This window comes from Pantoea sp. XY16 (assembly GCF_025153065.1).
In the GTDB taxonomy this organism is placed as follows: domain Bacteria; phylum Pseudomonadota; class Gammaproteobacteria; order Enterobacterales; family Enterobacteriaceae; genus Pantoea; species Pantoea alfalfae.
In genome coordinates, this window is record NZ_JANZNP010000006.1 from 348,004 (window position 1) to 363,617 (window position 15,614).

Here is a 15,614-nt window from a genome sequence, read left to right on the forward strand (position 1 = left end):
GCAAAGATTAAAAAATAGTTATAAAGACACAACTTTACGTAACAACCTTCAATTATTTTTGTCTTTAAAGAGGACTCCGGCTATTCTGACGCCGTTTTAAACCTCTCCGGGAGCGGAATGCGCCTTTGGGAAGAGGCCTGAGCCATATTTCGACAAGGCAATCTTAAAATTTTCACGTAAGATTGCTAAAATTTTTTGCGGAATTGAGAATTTCTGTCTACCGCATGATGTTTGTCATTAATCTACCAGCTTTCATGGGCTACGCTGATAGTCTGATTGCGTTATATTTAGCCACTCTCAAAAAATAGGTACTTCCATGTCGAGTAAGTTAGTTCTGGTTCTGAACTGTGGCAGCTCTTCCCTCAAGTTTGCCATCCTTAACCCTGCCAGCGGTGAAGAGTTCCTGTCAGGCCTGGCGGAATGTTTCCATCTTCCTGAAGCCCGCATCAAATGGAAGCTGGAAGGCGAAAAACAGGAAGCGCCTCTGGGTGCTGGCGCAGCGCACAGCGAAGCGCTGAACTTTATCGTTAAAACCATTCTGGCACAAAAACCTGAGCTTTCGGCACAAATTGCTGCAATCGGCCATCGTATCGTACATGGCGGCGAGAAGCTGACGCAGTCAGTCATCATCACTGAAGACGTGGTACAGGGCATCAAAGACGCCTCCTCTTTTGCACCGCTGCACAATCCGGCTCATCTGATCGGTATTGATGAAGCGATGAAAAACTTCCCGCACCTGTCAGATAAGAATGTCGCGGTATTCGACACCGCTTTCCATCAGACAATGCCGGAAGAGTCTTATCTCTATGCGCTACCGTACAAATTATATAAAGAGCATGGCGTTCGTCGCTATGGCGCGCATGGCACCAGCCATTTCTATGTGACTCACGAAGCCGCCAAAATGCTTAATAAGCCGCTTGAGTCCCTGAACATTATCACCTGTCACCTCGGTAATGGTGGTTCAGTTTCTGCCATTCGTAACGGCGAGTGCGTAGACACCTCAATGGGTCTGACTCCGCTGGAAGGTCTGGTGATGGGAACCCGCAGTGGCGACATCGATCCCGCGATCATCTTCTTCCTGCACGATACGCTGGGTATGAGCGTTGACGCCATCAATAAACTGCTGACCAAAGAGTCAGGCCTGTTAGGTCTGACCGAAGTCACCAGCGACTGCCGCTACGTAGAAGACAACTACACCACCAAAGAAGATGCGAAGCGCGCAATGGATGTCTTCTGTCATCGCCTGGCGAAATATATCGGCAGCTACACCGCGCTGATGGATGGCCGTCTTGACGCCGTCGTGTTCACTGGCGGCATCGGTGAAAACGCCGCGATGGTCCGTGAGCTTTCACTGAAAAAACTGGCACTGCTGGGCTTCGACGTCGACCACGAGCGCAACCTGGCGGCCCGTTTCGGCAAGTCAGGTTACATCAATAAAGAAGGCACCCGCCCGGCGCTGGTCATTCCGACCAACGAAGAGCTGGTCATTGCCCAGGACGCCGCGCGTCTGACTGCGTAAAATACTTCTCTCCGTCAGCTCAGGCTGACGGAGTTGTTTTTGACACCCTGCCACTACTGAGAGGTTCAAACGTGTCACGTACAATTATGCTCATTCCGACCGGCACCAGCGTCGGCCTGACCAGCGTCAGCCTTGGCGTTATTCGCGCCATGGAACGTAAAGGCGTTCGCCTTAGCGTCTTTAAGCCAATTGCTCAGCCACGTGCTGGCGGCGACACCCCGGATCAAACCACCACCATCATCCGTAAGAACTCCTCGATTCCTGCCGCAGAACCGCTGCAGATGTCGCGTGTTGAGTCACTGCTGGGCTCCAACCAGCAGGATGTGCTGATGGAAGAGATCATCTCCCGTTACCATGCCAACACCCAGGATGCGGAAGTGGTGCTGGTTGAAGGTCTGGTTCCAACCCGTAAGCATCAGTTCGCCAACGCGCTGAACTATGAAATCGCGAAAACCCTGAACGCGGAAATCGTCTTCGTGATGGCGCTGGGCAATGACTCTCCGGCACAGCTGAAAGAGCGCATTGAACTGACGCAAAGCAGCTTCGGCGGTCAGAAGAACAAAAATATCACTGGCGTGATCATCAACAAACTCAACGCACCGGTTGACGATCAGGGACGTACCCGCCCTGACCTGTCAGAAATCTTTGATGACTCATCAAAAGCCAGTATTGCCAATATCGATCCTAAGCAACTGTTCTCAGACAGTCCGCTGCCGGTGCTGGGCTGCGTGCCGTGGAGCTTTGATCTGATTGCTACCCGCGCGATCGATATGTGCCGCCACCTGGATGCTCGCATCATCAATGAAGGTGAGATTCAGACTCGCCGGGTTAAATCTGTTACCTTCTGCGCCCGCAGTATTCCGCACATGCTGGAGCATTTTCGTCCTGGCTCACTGCTGGTGACTTCTGCTGACCGTCCGGATGTGCTGGTCGCCGCCTGTCTGGCCGCGATGAACGGCATTGAGATTGGCGCAATCCTGCTGACCGGTAACTACGAGATTGACGATCGCATTGCCCGTCTCTGCGACCGCGCCTTCCAGACCGGCCTGCCGGTGTTTATGGTGAAAACCAATACCTGGCAGACCTCACTGAGCCTGCAGAGCTTTAATCTTGAAGTGCCTGCTGATGACACGCAGCGCATCGAGAAAGTGCAGGAATATGTCGCCAGCTACATTAATGCAGAGTGGATTGAGTCACTGACCGCCACATCTGAACGCAGCCGTCGCCTGTCACCACCCGCCTTCCGCTATCAGCTTACCGAGCTGGCGCGTAAAGCGGGCAAACGCGTGGTGCTGCCAGAGGGTGATGAGCCGCGTACGGTTAAAGCGGCTGCTATCTGTGCTGAACGCGGCATCGCCACCTGCGTACTGTTAGGTAACCCGGAGGAGATTCAGCGTGTCGCTGCGGCTCAGGGTGTTGAACTGGGCAAAGGCGTTGAGATTGTTGACCCGGAACAGGTTCGTGAAAACTATGTGCCGCGTCTGGTTGAGCTGCGTAAGAGCAAAGGCATGACCGAAGTCGTCGCTCAGGAGCAGCTGGAAGATAACGTGGTACTCGGCACCATGATGCTGGAGAGCGGCGAAGTGGATGGCCTGGTGTCAGGTGCGGTTCATACGACCGCCAACACCATTCGTCCGCCGCTGCAGTTGATCAAAACCGCGCCTAACAGCTCACTGGTATCCTCGGTGTTCTTTATGCTGCTGCCGGAGCAGGTGCTGGTTTACGGTGATTGTGCCATTAACCCGGATCCGACCGCTGAGCAGCTGGCTGAGATCGCTATCCAGTCAGCTGATTCTGCCAGCGCCTTTGGTATCGATCCGCGTGTTGCGATGATCTCCTACTCTACTGGCACGTCAGGTGCGGGCAGCGACGTTGAGAAAGTGCGTGAAGCAACGCGCATTGCGCAGGAGAAACGTCCTGATCTGGTGATCGATGGTCCGCTGCAGTATGACGCCGCGATCATGGAAGATGTGGCGAAATCTAAAGCGCCGAATTCCCAGGTTGCCGGGCGCGCTACTGTGTTTATCTTCCCGGATCTCAACACCGGTAACACCACCTACAAAGCAGTACAGCGTTCAGCCGATCTGATCTCCATCGGACCGATGCTGCAGGGTATGCGTAAGCCGGTTAATGACCTGTCTCGCGGTGCGCTGGTGGATGACATCGTCTACACCATCGCCCTGACCGCCATTCAGTCTCAGCAGGCTGAAGGCTAAACGGCTGGTCATAACGAAAAAGGCATGCCCCAGAGCATGCCTTTTTTTCGCCGGTAACAAAGCGGCCCGGTCTGATGCAGATGAATAACCTGAATTAAGGCGCCTGTTTTCAGGCCCGGTTATCGCCGTTGCGGCTCATCCACAGGGAGAGCGCTTTCAGCGAATCATCGGTGAACTCATCACAACGCGCGGTGATCTCATCGGGCGTCATCCAGATAATCTCATCGACTTCCGATTCCTGCATGGCGAATGGCCCGTGTGACACACAACTGAACAGACCGCCCCAGACACGACAGTGCTGATCTTCGAAGTAGAATTTGCCATGTTCAGCAAATGGCACCGCGGCGATCCCTAACTCCTCTTCTGCTTCACGTCGCGCAGATTCCAGCATATCTTCACCGCTCTGCACCACGCCGCCCGCGGTTGCGTCGAGTTTGCCCGGCATAAAATCTTTTATCTCGGTGCGACGCTGTACCAGAATCTTACCCATACCGTCATGAACCACAATATAGGTAGCGCGGTGACGCAGGCATTGAGCACGCATCTGCGCACGTGTCGCCTGAGCAACGACTTCATTCTCTTCGTTTACGATATCGACCCACTCGATGCCGTCACCCGCAGTTTGATCCACCATCAGTAACCCTTTCCTGTTTGGCGTACAGTTGTGTACGCAGTTTGCCACGTCGTTATTTTTATGTGGCGTAAGGTAATCACTTCCGACAGCCTGAGCAAGCCCTGGCTGTTACCGATTTTTACCACTTTCTGCTAACCACAGCTGCACCGAGGCGCGCTGCCACTGAAACTCAGCATAATGCCGCAGACGGGCGGGCAAAGGATCGCCATGTAATACCAGCCGGTTAAGCATTACTGCCAGATCGGTATCCGCGATGGACCACTCACCAAACAGGTTCTGTTGCCCCTCAGGCAGCAAACGATCGACAGCGGTAACCAGTTTATCCACCGCCTGCTGCGCTGACGCAGTCAGTGGCGCAAAACGCTCACCAGCAAACAACACTTCTGTCGGACGCTCCTGACGGATCCACAGGAAGTCACTGCGTAGCCAGGCCTGAATCTCCCTGGCACGGGCGCGCTTCTCACGGTCACGTGGATAGAGGCGTTCAAATTCGGGGGCAGGAAAACGCTCTTCGAGATATTCCGTAATCGCCGAGGATTCGCTTAACAGGAAGTCATCAATCTGGAGAGTCGGCACACGGCAGGTCAGTGACAGCTCGCGGTATGCTGCGGCGTTTTGCTGATTCTGCGACAGATCGACACGTTTCAGCTGGAATGGGATCCCTTTTTCGGTAAGAGCAACATAGGCAGACATAGCGTAAGGACTGAAAAATGATGAATCTGACCACAGGGTGATGGACGGATAATTCATCGGTTACCTCAATTGGCTGTCAGGGTTGCATCATGTTTACCGATTTTTTTTTGCGAAGGCAACGCTGAGCTGCTCCGATCTCTGCCACCGGAATAAGAAAGCGCGACGCGACTCACTCTGGAATGGCTCGACTCTTCTATGCTGAAAGGTGCAAATAACAAAAACATCAAGGGAGCCGCAACATGCACATTCTAATTACCGGTGGCACGGGACTGATTGGCCGACACCTGATCCCGCGCCTGCAACAGCTGGGGCATCAGATAAGCGTGGTGACACGTGACGTGGTCAGCGCACGTGAAAAACTGGGCGAGAACGTCGCACTCTGGTCAGGCCTGGCGCAACAATCGAATCTGGATAACATCGATGCGGTAATTAATCTGGCGGGAGAACCCATCGCCGACAAGCGCTGGACGGAGCCGCACAAACAGCAGCTGTGCGAAAGCCGCTGGCAGATCACCGAGCAGATTGCCTCACTGATTAATGCCAGTGCAACGCCACCCGCCGTCCTGATTTCTGGTTCGGCAACTGGCTTCTATGGCAATACCGGCGATCTGGTGCTGACTGAAGAGGACCAGGGACAGGATGAGTTTACCCATCAGCTCTGCGCCCGCTGGGAGCAGCTGGCGCTCAGCGCCGCGAGTGAACGTACCCGCGTCTGCCTGATACGCACCGGCGTGGTGCTGGCTCGTGAAGGCGGCGCACTCAGTAAAATGAAACTCCCCTTTAAGTTTGGCGCGGGCGGGCCGATCGGCAGTGGCAAACAGTATATGCCATGGATCCATATCGATGACATGGTCAACGCGATTCTCTGGCTGCTGGATCATGAGGATCTGCACGGCCCGTTCAACATGGTGGCCCCTTACGCGGTACGTAATGAGCAGTTTGCCGCCACGCTGGGGCGGGTGATGCATCGTCCGGCCTTTATGCGCACGCCAGCCAGCGCCATTAAGCTCATGATGGGCGAATCGTCGGTGCTGGTGCTGGGAGGACAGCATGTGCTGCCAAAGCGGCTGGAAGCCTCTGGTTTCGGCTTCCGCTGGTACGATTTGCAGGAAGCCTTACAGGATGTCGCAGGATAACCCTGCAGCGGCTCAGGGCCGCCGCAGGGGTAATTAGCTACGCTGTCCGGCCACCCGCGACTGCATTGCCTTCTCTTCCCGCGTGTGCCCCGGTTGTGGCACGCGGATAATAAAGGTCAGCACGCCAGCGAACACATACAGCGCGGTATAGGCCCATACCACTCCGACGATGTCGAAGAATGGCAGCATGATGGAGGCGATAGCCGGTGCCACAAAGTTACTGAGTCCCGCGGAGAGATTGTAAATCGAGACCGCTGCCCCTTTGTGATGCGGCTCCAGCGTCGGAAAGACGGCGGTCATCGGCACAAACGCGGCAACAAAGATCCCCAGCATGACCGCAGGAATTAATGCGACCCAGAAATTATGCCCCGCATGCAGCGGCAGGTAATAGAATGTCAGGCTGGAGATAGCCATGCCCAGGCAACCAAACCAGCGTACCTGACGGATCCAGCCTAGCTTCTCACCGGTGAGGCCCCAGAAGATATTCGTAAAGATGGTAACAAAGAAGAACACCGCCCAGATCTGTAGCCATTCAGAAAGGGTAAAGCCGAGACGGTCGACAAACAGCAGTGGCATGATAATGGCGAAACCAAACAGCGACAGCGTGTTGATGATGCGAATCAGGCAGGCATAAAAGACATGCTGATTGGTGAACAGGATGGTTACGGCACGCGACATCTCTGTCATCTTCTCACGCATCGGCAGATTCACGCGGGAACGATCTACCGGCACGTTGCGCAGGCTGAACCAGGCAAGAATCCCACCACAGGCGACCCAGATGATGGCCAGCCACAGCGTTCCGGTCTCCCCCAGTATCGGAATGGTCAGACTGGGCAGATAGCTGCCCACCACGCCAATGCCGATTGAATACATCGCCCAGAACCAGCCGGTCGCCGCCGCCAGTTTCTCGCGCGGTAAGACCTGCACCAGCATCATCATGAAAGAGTAGATAAACAGTGGATAAGCCAGCCCGCGAATGCCGTAAAACAGCACCATAAGGGGATAATTACGCAGCCCAAGCCCAAGCGACATAAACAGTGCATGCATGACGATCCACAGCACAAAGCCAATCATCATCGCGCGCTGCGGCGTGATCAGCTCGGCGACCACGCCCGATGCCCAGGCTGCCAGCGCTACTGCCAGACCATAGAAGGTGAACACGACGGCAGACTGCGCGGGCGAAAAGCCCATGTCGGTGATATGGCGCGACAGAAACGCCATTTCAAAGCCATCACCCGCCATAAAGATGGCGATAGCGAGGAAGCCCCAGAACATCTTTTTCGGTAAGCCAAACCAGTATTCATTCGATTGCATCACAATCACCTTCTGTTTGGTTAGTCGTTATGCAGGCAGCAGGTTACGCACCTGTTGCTGCTGGATGTAAAGTTCCCGGAACAGACGCAGCCGCTGTTGCAGAACGGCTCCGCGAGCGTTGTTCGGTTGATAGCGCGCCTGGACTGGCGGCTTCAGACACACCTCATGCTCAGCACCGCCCTCAGCCAGCCACGCCAGACGTGCCGCCCCCAGCGCGCCAGAGGCGCTGGCCGGGTGGGTAATAACCGGCAGTTGCAGCACATCGGCAATCAATTGCGCCCACAGCGTGCTGCGCGCTCCCCCACCGGTGAGGCTGTATTGCTGAATGTGGTGCCGGGCCTCGCCGAGCGCCTCTGCCCCATCAGCCAGTCCAAATGCCACGCCTTCAATCACCGCATAGCCCAGCAGGGCGCGCGGCATTTCATGCCGCAGATTGAAGAAAGCACCGGAGGCGTCAGGATCGTTGTGAGGGGTGCGCTCCCCGGAGAGATAGGGCAAAAAAATCGGGGCGCTACGCAGCTGTTCATCACTGAGCTGTGCCATCTCCTCCATCAGCTGGCTTTCACTCACTGACAGCAGATTGCACAGCCAGCGCAGACAACTGGCGGCGCTGAGCATCACACTCATCTGATGCCAGCGGCCCGGTAGCGCATGGCAAAAGGCGTGCACCCCGGATTGCGGGTCCGCCTGTAAACGGTCATTGACGACAAAAATCACCCCGGACGTCCCCAGTGAGATAAAAGCATCCCCGGCGTTCACCGCACCTACCCCGACGGCCGACGCGGCATTGTCCCCGCCGCCTCCTGCAACCTTGACTAAGGTGGATAAGCCCCACTCGCTCGCCAGTGCCGGCTGCAGATGTCCACTTACTGCACTGCCTTCCACCAGTTCAGGCATTTGGGAACGCTTCAGTCCGGTGATGGCCAGCAGTTCGTCCGACCAGTCACGCCGTGACACGTCGAGCCACAGCGTTCCGGCAGCATCCGAAGGCTCAGTGACAAAGCGCCCGGTCAGACGCCAGCGCAGGTAATCTTTCGGCAGCAGAACCTTATCGATGCGGCTGAAGATTTCTGGCTCATGTTCCGCAACCCAGCAGAGCTTCGGTGCAGTGAAGCCAGGCATAATCATATTGCCGCTGATCGCTATCATCCGGGGATGGTGCTTCGCCAGCCTTTCACACTGCGGTGCACTGCGCGTGTCGTTCCACAGGATACATGGACGCAGCACCCTGCCCCCGGCATCCAGCAGCACGGCCCCGTGCATCTGACCGGACAATCCTATCGCGCGAATCTCAGCCCATGCCTGAGGAAAATGATGACGCAATTCCGCCAGAACCTCACAGCAGGCTTGCCACCAGCGTTCAGGTTCCTGTTCTGCCCAGTGAGGATGCGGACGCTGCACGCTGAGCGTGGCGTGCTGAGACGCCACAATCTCACCCTGAGTGTTCACGATCAGCGCTTTAAGCTCTGAAGTACCGATATCAATACCGAGATACATGATTACACCGCCGCCAGTTCAGGCTGCTTCAGCCACTGCTGCAGACTCGCCACCCGGCGCGTCACCAGCTCATGAAACGCCCTATCGGACGCCAGTTCCGCAAACAGCGCGCGATCGCTCAGGAACGCACGGAGCGGATCGGCGCTGGCAAACTGTTTACGCAGCATTTCGACCTGAAGCGCACCATCCTGATAGGGATAGGGTAAGTCGTCACTGGCCCAACGCTGCATAAACAGGAAGAAGAGTGCCGGGATCACCGCCGTTGCGGCCGGCTGCACGCCGCGCTGGTAACACGCCTGCAGGGTTGGCGTCACCATGCCGGGAATTTTGGACAAGCCATCGGCACCGACGCGCTGATTGGTGTCCTGAATATAGGGATTACTGAAGCGGGCCAGCACCACATCGCGATAATCCGCCAGATCGAGCGGGCTGGGCGAAAGTGAGGGAATGACATCCTGGGTCACGTAGTCGTGCGCCAGTTGATAAATGGCCGGATGACGGGTGCTCTCATCAATATAGTTCAGCCCAATCAGCGTGCCCGCCCAGGCAATCGCGGCATGGGTCGCATTGAGGATGCGAATTTTCGCTTCTTCCCACGGCAGCACCGATTCCACCAGCTCTACGCCCGCCTTTTCCAGTGCCGGGCGTCCGGCAATGAAATCATCCTCAATGACCCACTGAATAAAAGATTCGGCCATTACTGCTGCGCCATCCTGTTTGCCGGTCGCCGCCTGCACGCGTTCGGCCACCTGCGGGGTGGGTCGCGGCGTTATGCGATCGACCATGGTATTCGGTGAACGGGTCTGTGCACGCACCCAGTCGGCCAGCGTGGTATCGCCTTTGGCAGTCAGAAACGCCAGGAAGGCGTCACGAAAACGCTCGCCATTGTGACGCAGATTGTCGCAGTTCAGCAGCGTGACCGGTGCCCCGCCCTCGGCAACTCGCTGTGTCAGAATGCGGCTGAGTGCGCCGTAGAGGGTGCGGATATCGCCACCCAGATCGGCCTTCACGTCCGCCTGACTGAGATCCAGCGTAAACGCGGGCGTCAGGTAGTAGCCTGCTTCAGTCACGGTGAAGCTAATCACACGCGTTTCCGCACGCGCGCCCTGCTCAATCAGCGCGCTGATGTCGCTGTCCCAGGGCAAAATTTTGCGCAGCGACGTGATGGTTTCATAGTCGCGCTCACCTTCAGGCGTCACGGTTTCCAGCACATATTCGCCCTGCTGCTGCGCGAGCTGATCAAGCAGCGGCGCGGCGTCCTGGCGGATATTGCCCAGCGCGATGCCCCAGCTTTCGTCGCCCTGCTTACGCAACTGATGCAGATACCACGCCTGATGTGCCCGATGAAAAGATCCTGCGCCGATATGCATCCACACGGATTGATTGGTCATAATCGCCTCGATTAAACATTTGCCACGATGAGGGGCATTTGCCCGATAGCCGTTAGCATAGTGTTCATCACGCGGACCCTTCTGCGAGCTCTGTCACAAATAATGCTTTTGCTCTTGTATTGGGCTTTTGCCCGATTAGCGCTTTTTGCACGGCTCGCGTTAAGATGTCTCCCTGAATTCGACGGAACAGCGTGATGAGCAGAGAAGAGAAAAAGCAGGAGCTGGCCGCGCGTGCCGCGTGGATGTATTACGTTGCGGGCGTGACACAGCAGGAGATTGCGCAGGCACTGGGATTATCGCGCCAGGTGGCGCAGCGTCTGGTATCCAGTGCTCGTGAAATGGGCATGGTAAACGTAAAAATCGATCATCCCGTCACGCACTGTCTGCAGCTGGCGCGTGAGGTCAAGGAGAAGTTTGGTCTGGATCTCTGTCGCGTCGTGCCCTCGGCCAGTCTGAACGAGGATGCCATTCAGCAAATGCTGGCAGTCGAAGGGGCGGCGGTGATGGCACAGTTCATCAGTGAGGAAGCGCCACAGGTCTTTGGTATTGGTTCCGGTAAAACCTTACGCTCTATCATCGACGCGTTACCCTGGGTGGATCGCCCGCAGCATCATTGCGTTTCGATGATTGGCGCCATCGCGCGGGATGATTCCGGAACACGTTATGATGTCCCGCTGAAGATGGCCGAAAAGATGCAGGGTAAGTATTTCTTTATTCCGGCCCCCCTCTACGCCGACACGCCTGAGGATAAAGCGATGTGGGTGCAGCATAAGGTCTACCAGCGCGTCACCGAACGCGCCTTACGGGCAGACGTAGCCTTTGTCGGGATTGGCGAAGTGATGCCAGGCTGTCCACTGAACGCCGAGGGATTTATTACCGATGCGCAGGTTGAGGCGCTGAATGCGCGTGGCGTCGCAGGCGAGATGCTCGGTCACTTTTTCAATCAGCAGGGTGAACGCGTGTGGGGGGAAACGGATGAACTCCTGACCAGCGTGCATCTGGAAAGTCAGACACAACGCAAAATCATTGGCTTTGCCGGTAGCGAACGCAAGTACCCGGCGATCCGAGCCGCCTTACAGGGCGGCTGGGTATCGGGTCTGGTGACCGATGAGGACACGGCGCTGAAGTTACTGCAGACGTGAAGCAGCGGGCAGGCAGCGTACCGGCGCAGGGCACGTAACGCCGGAGTCCTGCTTCCCGCACCTGTCCTCCCCGATAACCGTTACTTCAGCGATCCCTTGAGGAACTGCTGTAAACGCGGACTTTTCGGGCTGCCGAACACCTCCGCAGGCGGACCCTGCTCTTCGATTTTTCCCTGATGCAGGAAAATCACGTGATTTGAGACGTGACGGGCAAACTCCATCTCGTGGGTCACCACCACCATAGTTTTTCCTTCTTCCGCCAGCTTCTGCATGATGCGCAGTACTTCCCCGACCAGTTCCGGATCAAGCGCCGAAGTGGGTTCGTCAAACAGCAACACTTCTGGCTCCATCGCCAGCGCGCGCGCAATCGACACACGCTGCTGCTGACCACCAGAAAGGTGCACCGGATATTTTGCCTGCGCCCGCGCATCAATCCCGACTTTATCGAGGTATTTGATGGCACGCTCACGCGCCGCCGCTTTGCTCAGCCCCAGCACCTGAATCGGCGCTTCCATCACGTTTTCCAGCACGGTCATGTGACTCCACAGATTAAAGTGCTGGAACACCATGGTCAGGCTGGTACGTAACGCGCGCAGCTGCTCTTTGTCAGCCACTTTGAGCTGACCATCTTTGTCACGGACTAAGGTAATTTGTTGGTTATTCACCATGATGCTGCCTTCACTCGGTTTTTCGAGGAAGTTAATGCAGCGTAAAAAGGTACTTTTCCCTGAACCGGACGATCCAATGATACTAATCACATCGCCCGCTTTAGCAGTTAACGAGACCCCTTTCAGCACTTCATGTTCACCGTAACGTTTATGCAATTCGGTGACGCTTAATTTATTGTCAGCCATAGTTCTTCTCAATGCGATGAAGAGGGTTTCACGTGGGCCAGCCAGCGACGTTCCGCCAGGCGGAACAGGCTGATCAACACGTAAGAGATAATCAGGTACAACACAGCCGCCAGACCAAAGGCGGTAAACGGCTGATAGGTCGCCGAGTTAATATCCCGCGCGATTTTCAGCAGATCCGGCACGGTGGCGGTGAAGGCCAGCGCCGTGGAGTGCAGCATCAGAATCACTTCGTTGCTGTAGGCCGGCAGTGCAGTACGCAGCGCCGATGGCAGGATAATGCAGCGATAAAGTTTAAAAGTAGAGAAGCCGTACGCCCGTGCCGCCTCAATTTCACCGTGTGGCACCGAGCGAATCGCACCGGCAAAAATTTCCGTGGTGTAGGCGCAGGTGTTGAGGGTGAAGGCGAGCAGCGTACAGTTCAGACCACTGCGGAAAAAGGCATTCAGCAGTTCAGTGCCTTTCACAATCTCCAGCGTGTACATGCCGGAGTAGAACACCAGCAGCTGCACATAGAGCGGCGTGCCGCGAAAGACGTAGGTAAAGAGCCAGACCGGAAAGCTGATAAAACGGTTTGGCGAAACCCGGGCTATCGCCAGCAGAATGGCCAGACAGCCGCCAATGGTGACGGAGAGAATTAACAGCCACAGGGTGATAGCCACACCGGTAAAACGATAGCCGTCCGTCCAGAGCAGCGATTTCCAGTATTCCTGAATAATCTCAATCATAACTCGCCCTCTTCACACCGACCGTATAGCGGCGGTTCAGCCACCACAGCACGCCGTTCGACAGCGTGGTGAACACCAGATAGATCACACCGGCGACAATGGCGAAGTAGAACGGCTGCCAGGTACTTTTCCCCGCCAGCTGCGTTGCCTTCACCACATCTTCCAGCCCCAGCAGCGAAACCAGCGCGGTAGCTTTCAGGATCACCTGCCAGTTATTTCCGATGCCCGGCAGCGCATAGCGCATCATGGCCGGAAACAGAATGCGGCGGAACACCTGCGCGCCGGTAAAGCCAAACGCAGTAGCCGCTTCAATCTGCCCTTTTGGCACCGCCATAAAGGCGCCACGGAACGTTTCGGTGAAGTAAGCACCATAGATAAAGCCGAGCGTGATGATACCAGCAACCATCGGGTCGATATCAAACTGCGCCATGCCCAGTGCGTCGGTGACCTGGTTGAGGACAATCTGCAGACCATAGAAGATCAGCAGCATGAGTACGAGGTCTGGCACACCACGAATCAGCGTGGTGTAGCCTTCAAAAATCATCGCCAGTGGCCGGCTGCGCGACAGTTTCGCGCCTGCGCCTATCAGGCCCAGCAGCACTGCCAGCACGACGGAGGTGAGCGCCAGCTCCAGCGTCACCAGCGTGCCCCGGAGAATTACATCAGAATAGCCATACAGCATCGAGAGGGTCCTGTCGTGGGGTGAAAACGAAACGCTGCCCGCCAGTGATTGACGGGCAGTTTAGCCTTACCTCTCCTGTGTGAATGCCATACGCCAGAAAGCCTGTCCGGTTTCCGCGCCAGGCAGAACCGGCTCAGGCCCGACACAACGGCAGCCGGGTCACAGCGGGTAAAGCGACAGGATGATTAGTCGCCGTACACATTGAAATCGAAGTATTTCTTCGCAATCTTGTCGTAAGTGCCATCTTTACGTATATCAGCAAAAGCTTTGTCGATGGCGGCTTTCAGTTCGCTGTCATCTTTACGCAGTCCCATGCCGGTACCGACGCCAAAAATCTTGTCATCTTTCACGGCCGGACCCGCGAAGGCGTAATTTTTACCGACCGGCTGCTTCAGGAATCCTTCGCTGGCCTGCACTTCATCCTGGAAGGCAGCATCAATACGACCGGCATTCAGATCCTGATAGACCAGATCCTGGTTAGCATAAGGCGTAACGTTCACCCCTTTTGGCCGCCAGTTCTGATTGGCGTAGGTTTCCTGGGTGGTGCCCTGCAGCAGACCGATGTTTTTGCCTTTCAGCGACTCAAGGGTCGGCTCAATTTTCGATCCCTTCGGTGCGACTAAACGCGCGTTCGCCGCATAGAGTTTTTCCGAGAAGGCGATCTCTTCCTGACGTTTTGCTGTGATGGAAAGTGAGGAGATGATGGCATCAATTTTCTTCGCTTTCAGCGAGGGGATTAGCGCATCAAAGTCGCTTTCAACGTAGGTACATTGGGTATGAATGCGTTTACAGATTTCGTTAGCGAGGTCGATATCGAAGCCTACTAACTTGCCTTGCGCGTCTTTCGACTCAAACGGTGGGTAAGTTGGATCTGTGCCGATACGGATTGAACCCGGAACTGCCGCAAAGACGCTGGCAGCACTGGTTAAGCCCAGCATCAGGGAAAGAGCCAGAACACGCTTTTTCATAGATTACCCTCAAGTGAAGTGCTTTTTGTTATGTGGTTCGTGATGTGTTTGCGCAAAGTAATTTGCATGTTTCATGCCAGTTCTGCAAGTTATCCACGCCGTTAACGTGATGACAGACAGGCGAAAACGCTGAGTTTGTGAGGGGAATATAGCAGTGAAGTAAAAGAGAAAAAGCGACGTTGTTAACTTTTGGTGCGTCAAATGCACGAAGAGTGATCCGAGGCGCGCTTATGCACTAAATAAGTGCGCCAGGGGAACTTTATGCACCCTGCCAGCGCATAAAGAGATCTTCCGGTAATTCGATATCGAACTGATCGATTACCCGATTAACAGTCTGGTCGATGAGCTGATCGATGGTTTCAGGCCGATGATAAAATGCCGGCACGGGCGGCATGATAATGGCACCCAGTTCGGCCGCGGTGGTCATCATCCGCAGGTGGCCGACATGCAGCGGCGTTTCGCGTACGCACAACACCAGCTTACGCTGCTCTTTTAACACTACGTCAGCCGCACGGGTCAGCAACGAATCACTGTAGCTATGCACGATGCCTGAAAGCGTTTTCATCGAGCAGGGTAAAATCGCCATGCCCAGCGTTTTGAACGACCCTGACGAGATATTTGCTGCAATATCGCGCACGTCATGCACCACATCGGCCAGCGCCTGCACGTCACGCAGCGAATAATCGCTCTCCAGTCCCAGCGTCTGACGCGCCGCCTGACTCATGACCAGATGTGTTTCTACCTCTTCCACCTGCTGCAACACCTGCAGCATGCGCACGCCATAGATCACCCCGCTTGCGCCAGAGATGCCAATGATGAGTCGTTTCATATTCCAACCTTATG

General features: G+C 55.6%; 14 protein-coding genes. 4 read left to right on the top strand and 10 right to left on the bottom strand.

Annotated features, from left to right (window positions below):
- Nucleotides 1–316: 316 nt before the first annotated feature.
- Together ackA and pta are read left to right on the top strand one after the other, a co-directional pair.
- The gene (gene ackA, locus N1689_RS11460) at nucleotides 317–1,519 is read left to right on the top strand and encodes an acetate kinase (protein WP_033733374.1); all 1,203 of its coding nucleotides are present in this window, start codon (nucleotides 317–319) and stop codon (nucleotides 1,517–1,519) included.
- 86 nt (nucleotides 1,520–1,605) lie between these two features.
- Entirely contained in the window at nucleotides 1,606–3,735 is a 2,130-nt protein-coding gene (gene pta / locus N1689_RS11465; RefSeq protein WP_033733375.1) for a phosphate acetyltransferase, read from the top strand.
- Between the two features lie 109 nt (nucleotides 3,736–3,844).
- On the opposite strand, the gene yfcD is transcribed toward pta, so the two are convergent.
- Together yfcD and yfcF are read right to left on the bottom strand one after the other, a co-directional pair.
- On the bottom strand, nucleotides 3,845–4,369 hold the full coding sequence (gene yfcD / locus N1689_RS11470) for an NUDIX hydrolase YfcD (protein WP_003854255.1): 525 nt from the start codon (nucleotides 4,367–4,369) through the stop codon (nucleotides 3,845–3,847).
- Between the two features lie 108 nt (nucleotides 4,370–4,477).
- On the bottom strand, nucleotides 4,478–5,119 hold the full coding sequence (gene yfcF / locus N1689_RS11475) for a glutathione transferase (protein WP_161733376.1): 642 nt from the start codon (nucleotides 5,117–5,119) through the stop codon (nucleotides 4,478–4,480).
- A 182-nt stretch (nucleotides 5,120–5,301) separates the two neighbouring features.
- Here yfcF and N1689_RS11480 point away from each other — a divergent pair, with 182 nt between their 5' ends.
- The gene (locus N1689_RS11480; protein WP_161733378.1) at nucleotides 5,302–6,198 is read left to right on the top strand and encodes a TIGR01777 family oxidoreductase; all 897 of its coding nucleotides are present in this window, start codon (nucleotides 5,302–5,304) and stop codon (nucleotides 6,196–6,198) included.
- 33 nt (nucleotides 6,199–6,231) lie between these two features.
- Here the strand turns inward: N1689_RS11480 and N1689_RS11485 are convergent, their stop codons facing one another.
- The 3 genes from N1689_RS11485 to dalD are packed head-to-tail and all read right to left on the bottom strand — an operon-like array spanning nucleotide 6,232 to nucleotide 10,400.
- A complete protein-coding gene (locus tag N1689_RS11485; RefSeq protein WP_260058920.1) occupies nucleotides 6,232–7,512 on the bottom strand; it encodes an MFS transporter in 1,281 nt (426 codons plus the stop codon).
- Between the two features lie 27 nt (nucleotides 7,513–7,539).
- Nucleotides 7,540–9,009, bottom strand: coding sequence for a xylulokinase (gene xylB, locus N1689_RS11490; protein ID WP_260058922.1), 1,470 nt, complete (start codon nucleotides 9,007–9,009; stop codon nucleotides 7,540–7,542).
- 2 nt (nucleotides 9,010–9,011) lie between these two features.
- Entirely contained in the window at nucleotides 9,012–10,400 is a 1,389-nt protein-coding gene (gene dalD, locus N1689_RS11495; RefSeq protein ID WP_260058925.1) for a D-arabinitol 4-dehydrogenase, read from the bottom strand.
- Between the two features lie 194 nt (nucleotides 10,401–10,594).
- On the opposite strand from dalD, the gene N1689_RS11500 reads away from it, so the two are divergent.
- Nucleotides 10,595–11,542, top strand: coding sequence for a sugar-binding transcriptional regulator (locus N1689_RS11500; RefSeq protein ID WP_161733385.1), 948 nt, complete (start codon nucleotides 10,595–10,597; stop codon nucleotides 11,540–11,542).
- An 80-nt stretch (nucleotides 11,543–11,622) separates the two neighbouring features.
- Here N1689_RS11500 and hisP read toward each other — a convergent pair whose 3' ends face one another.
- The 5 genes from hisP to N1689_RS11525 all read right to left on the bottom strand — a co-directional run bounded on the left by hisP (nucleotide 11,623) and on the right by N1689_RS11525 (nucleotide 15,600).
- On the bottom strand, nucleotides 11,623–12,396 hold the full coding sequence (hisP, locus tag N1689_RS11505; RefSeq protein ID WP_161733387.1) for a histidine ABC transporter ATP-binding protein HisP: 774 nt from the start codon (nucleotides 12,394–12,396) through the stop codon (nucleotides 11,623–11,625).
- Between the two features lie 8 nt (nucleotides 12,397–12,404).
- Complete coding sequence (locus tag N1689_RS11510; protein ID WP_033733383.1) at nucleotides 12,405–13,121, bottom strand: ABC transporter permease; 717 nt, start codon at nucleotides 13,119–13,121, stop codon at nucleotides 12,405–12,407.
- Complete coding sequence (locus N1689_RS11515) at nucleotides 13,114–13,803, bottom strand: histidine ABC transporter permease HisQ (protein ID WP_033733384.1); 690 nt, start codon at nucleotides 13,801–13,803, stop codon at nucleotides 13,114–13,116. The genes N1689_RS11510 and N1689_RS11515 overlap by 8 nt, the downstream gene beginning before the upstream one ends.
- Nucleotides 13,804–13,988: 185 nt before the next feature.
- A complete protein-coding gene (gene argT / locus N1689_RS11520) occupies nucleotides 13,989–14,771 on the bottom strand; it encodes a lysine/arginine/ornithine ABC transporter substrate-binding protein ArgT (protein ID WP_161733391.1) in 783 nt (260 codons plus the stop codon).
- Nucleotides 14,772–15,030: 259 nt separating this feature from the next.
- Nucleotides 15,031–15,600 (bottom strand): UbiX family flavin prenyltransferase, encoded by a 570-nt coding sequence (locus N1689_RS11525; protein ID WP_013358589.1) that lies wholly within the window; start codon nucleotides 15,598–15,600, stop codon nucleotides 15,031–15,033.
- Nucleotides 15,601–15,614: the final 14 nt, after the last annotated feature.

Bases quoted from the DNA above. Each gene is read 5' to 3' on its own strand.
- ackA (WP_033733374.1), top strand. From the start codon at position 317: ATGTCGAGTAAGTTAGTTCTGGTTCTGAACTGTGGCAGCTCTTCCCTC.
- pta (WP_033733375.1), top strand. From the start codon at position 1,606: ATGCTCATTCCGACCGGCACCAGCGTCGGCCTGACCAGCGTCAGCCTT.
- yfcD (WP_003854255.1), bottom strand. From the start codon at position 4,369: ATGGTGGATCAAACTGCGGGTGACGGCATCGAGTGGGTCGATATCGTA.
- yfcF (WP_161733376.1), bottom strand. From the start codon at position 5,119: ATGAATTATCCGTCCATCACCCTGTGGTCAGATTCATCATTTTTCAGT.
- N1689_RS11480 (WP_161733378.1), top strand. From the start codon at position 5,302: ATGCACATTCTAATTACCGGTGGCACGGGACTGATTGGCCGACACCTG.
- N1689_RS11485 (WP_260058920.1), bottom strand. From the start codon at position 7,512: ATGCAATCGAATGAATACTGGTTTGGCTTACCGAAAAAGATGTTCTGG.
- xylB (WP_260058922.1), bottom strand. From the start codon at position 9,009: ATGTATCTCGGTATTGATATCGGTACTTCAGAGCTTAAAGCGCTGATC.
- dalD (WP_260058925.1), bottom strand. From the start codon at position 10,400: ATGACCAATCAATCCGTGTGGATGCATATCGGCGCAGGATCTTTTCAT.
- N1689_RS11500 (WP_161733385.1), top strand. From the start codon at position 10,595: ATGAGCAGAGAAGAGAAAAAGCAGGAGCTGGCCGCGCGTGCCGCGTGG.
- hisP (WP_161733387.1), bottom strand. From the start codon at position 12,396: ATGGCTGACAATAAATTAAGCGTCACCGAATTGCATAAACGTTACGGT.
- N1689_RS11510 (WP_033733383.1), bottom strand. From the start codon at position 13,121: ATGATTGAGATTATTCAGGAATACTGGAAATCGCTGCTCTGGACGGAC.
- N1689_RS11515 (WP_033733384.1), bottom strand. From the start codon at position 13,803: ATGCTGTATGGCTATTCTGATGTAATTCTCCGGGGCACGCTGGTGACG.
- argT (WP_161733391.1), bottom strand. From the start codon at position 14,771: ATGAAAAAGCGTGTTCTGGCTCTTTCCCTGATGCTGGGCTTAACCAGT.
- N1689_RS11525 (WP_013358589.1), bottom strand. From the start codon at position 15,600: ATGAAACGACTCATCATTGGCATCTCTGGCGCAAGCGGGGTGATCTAT.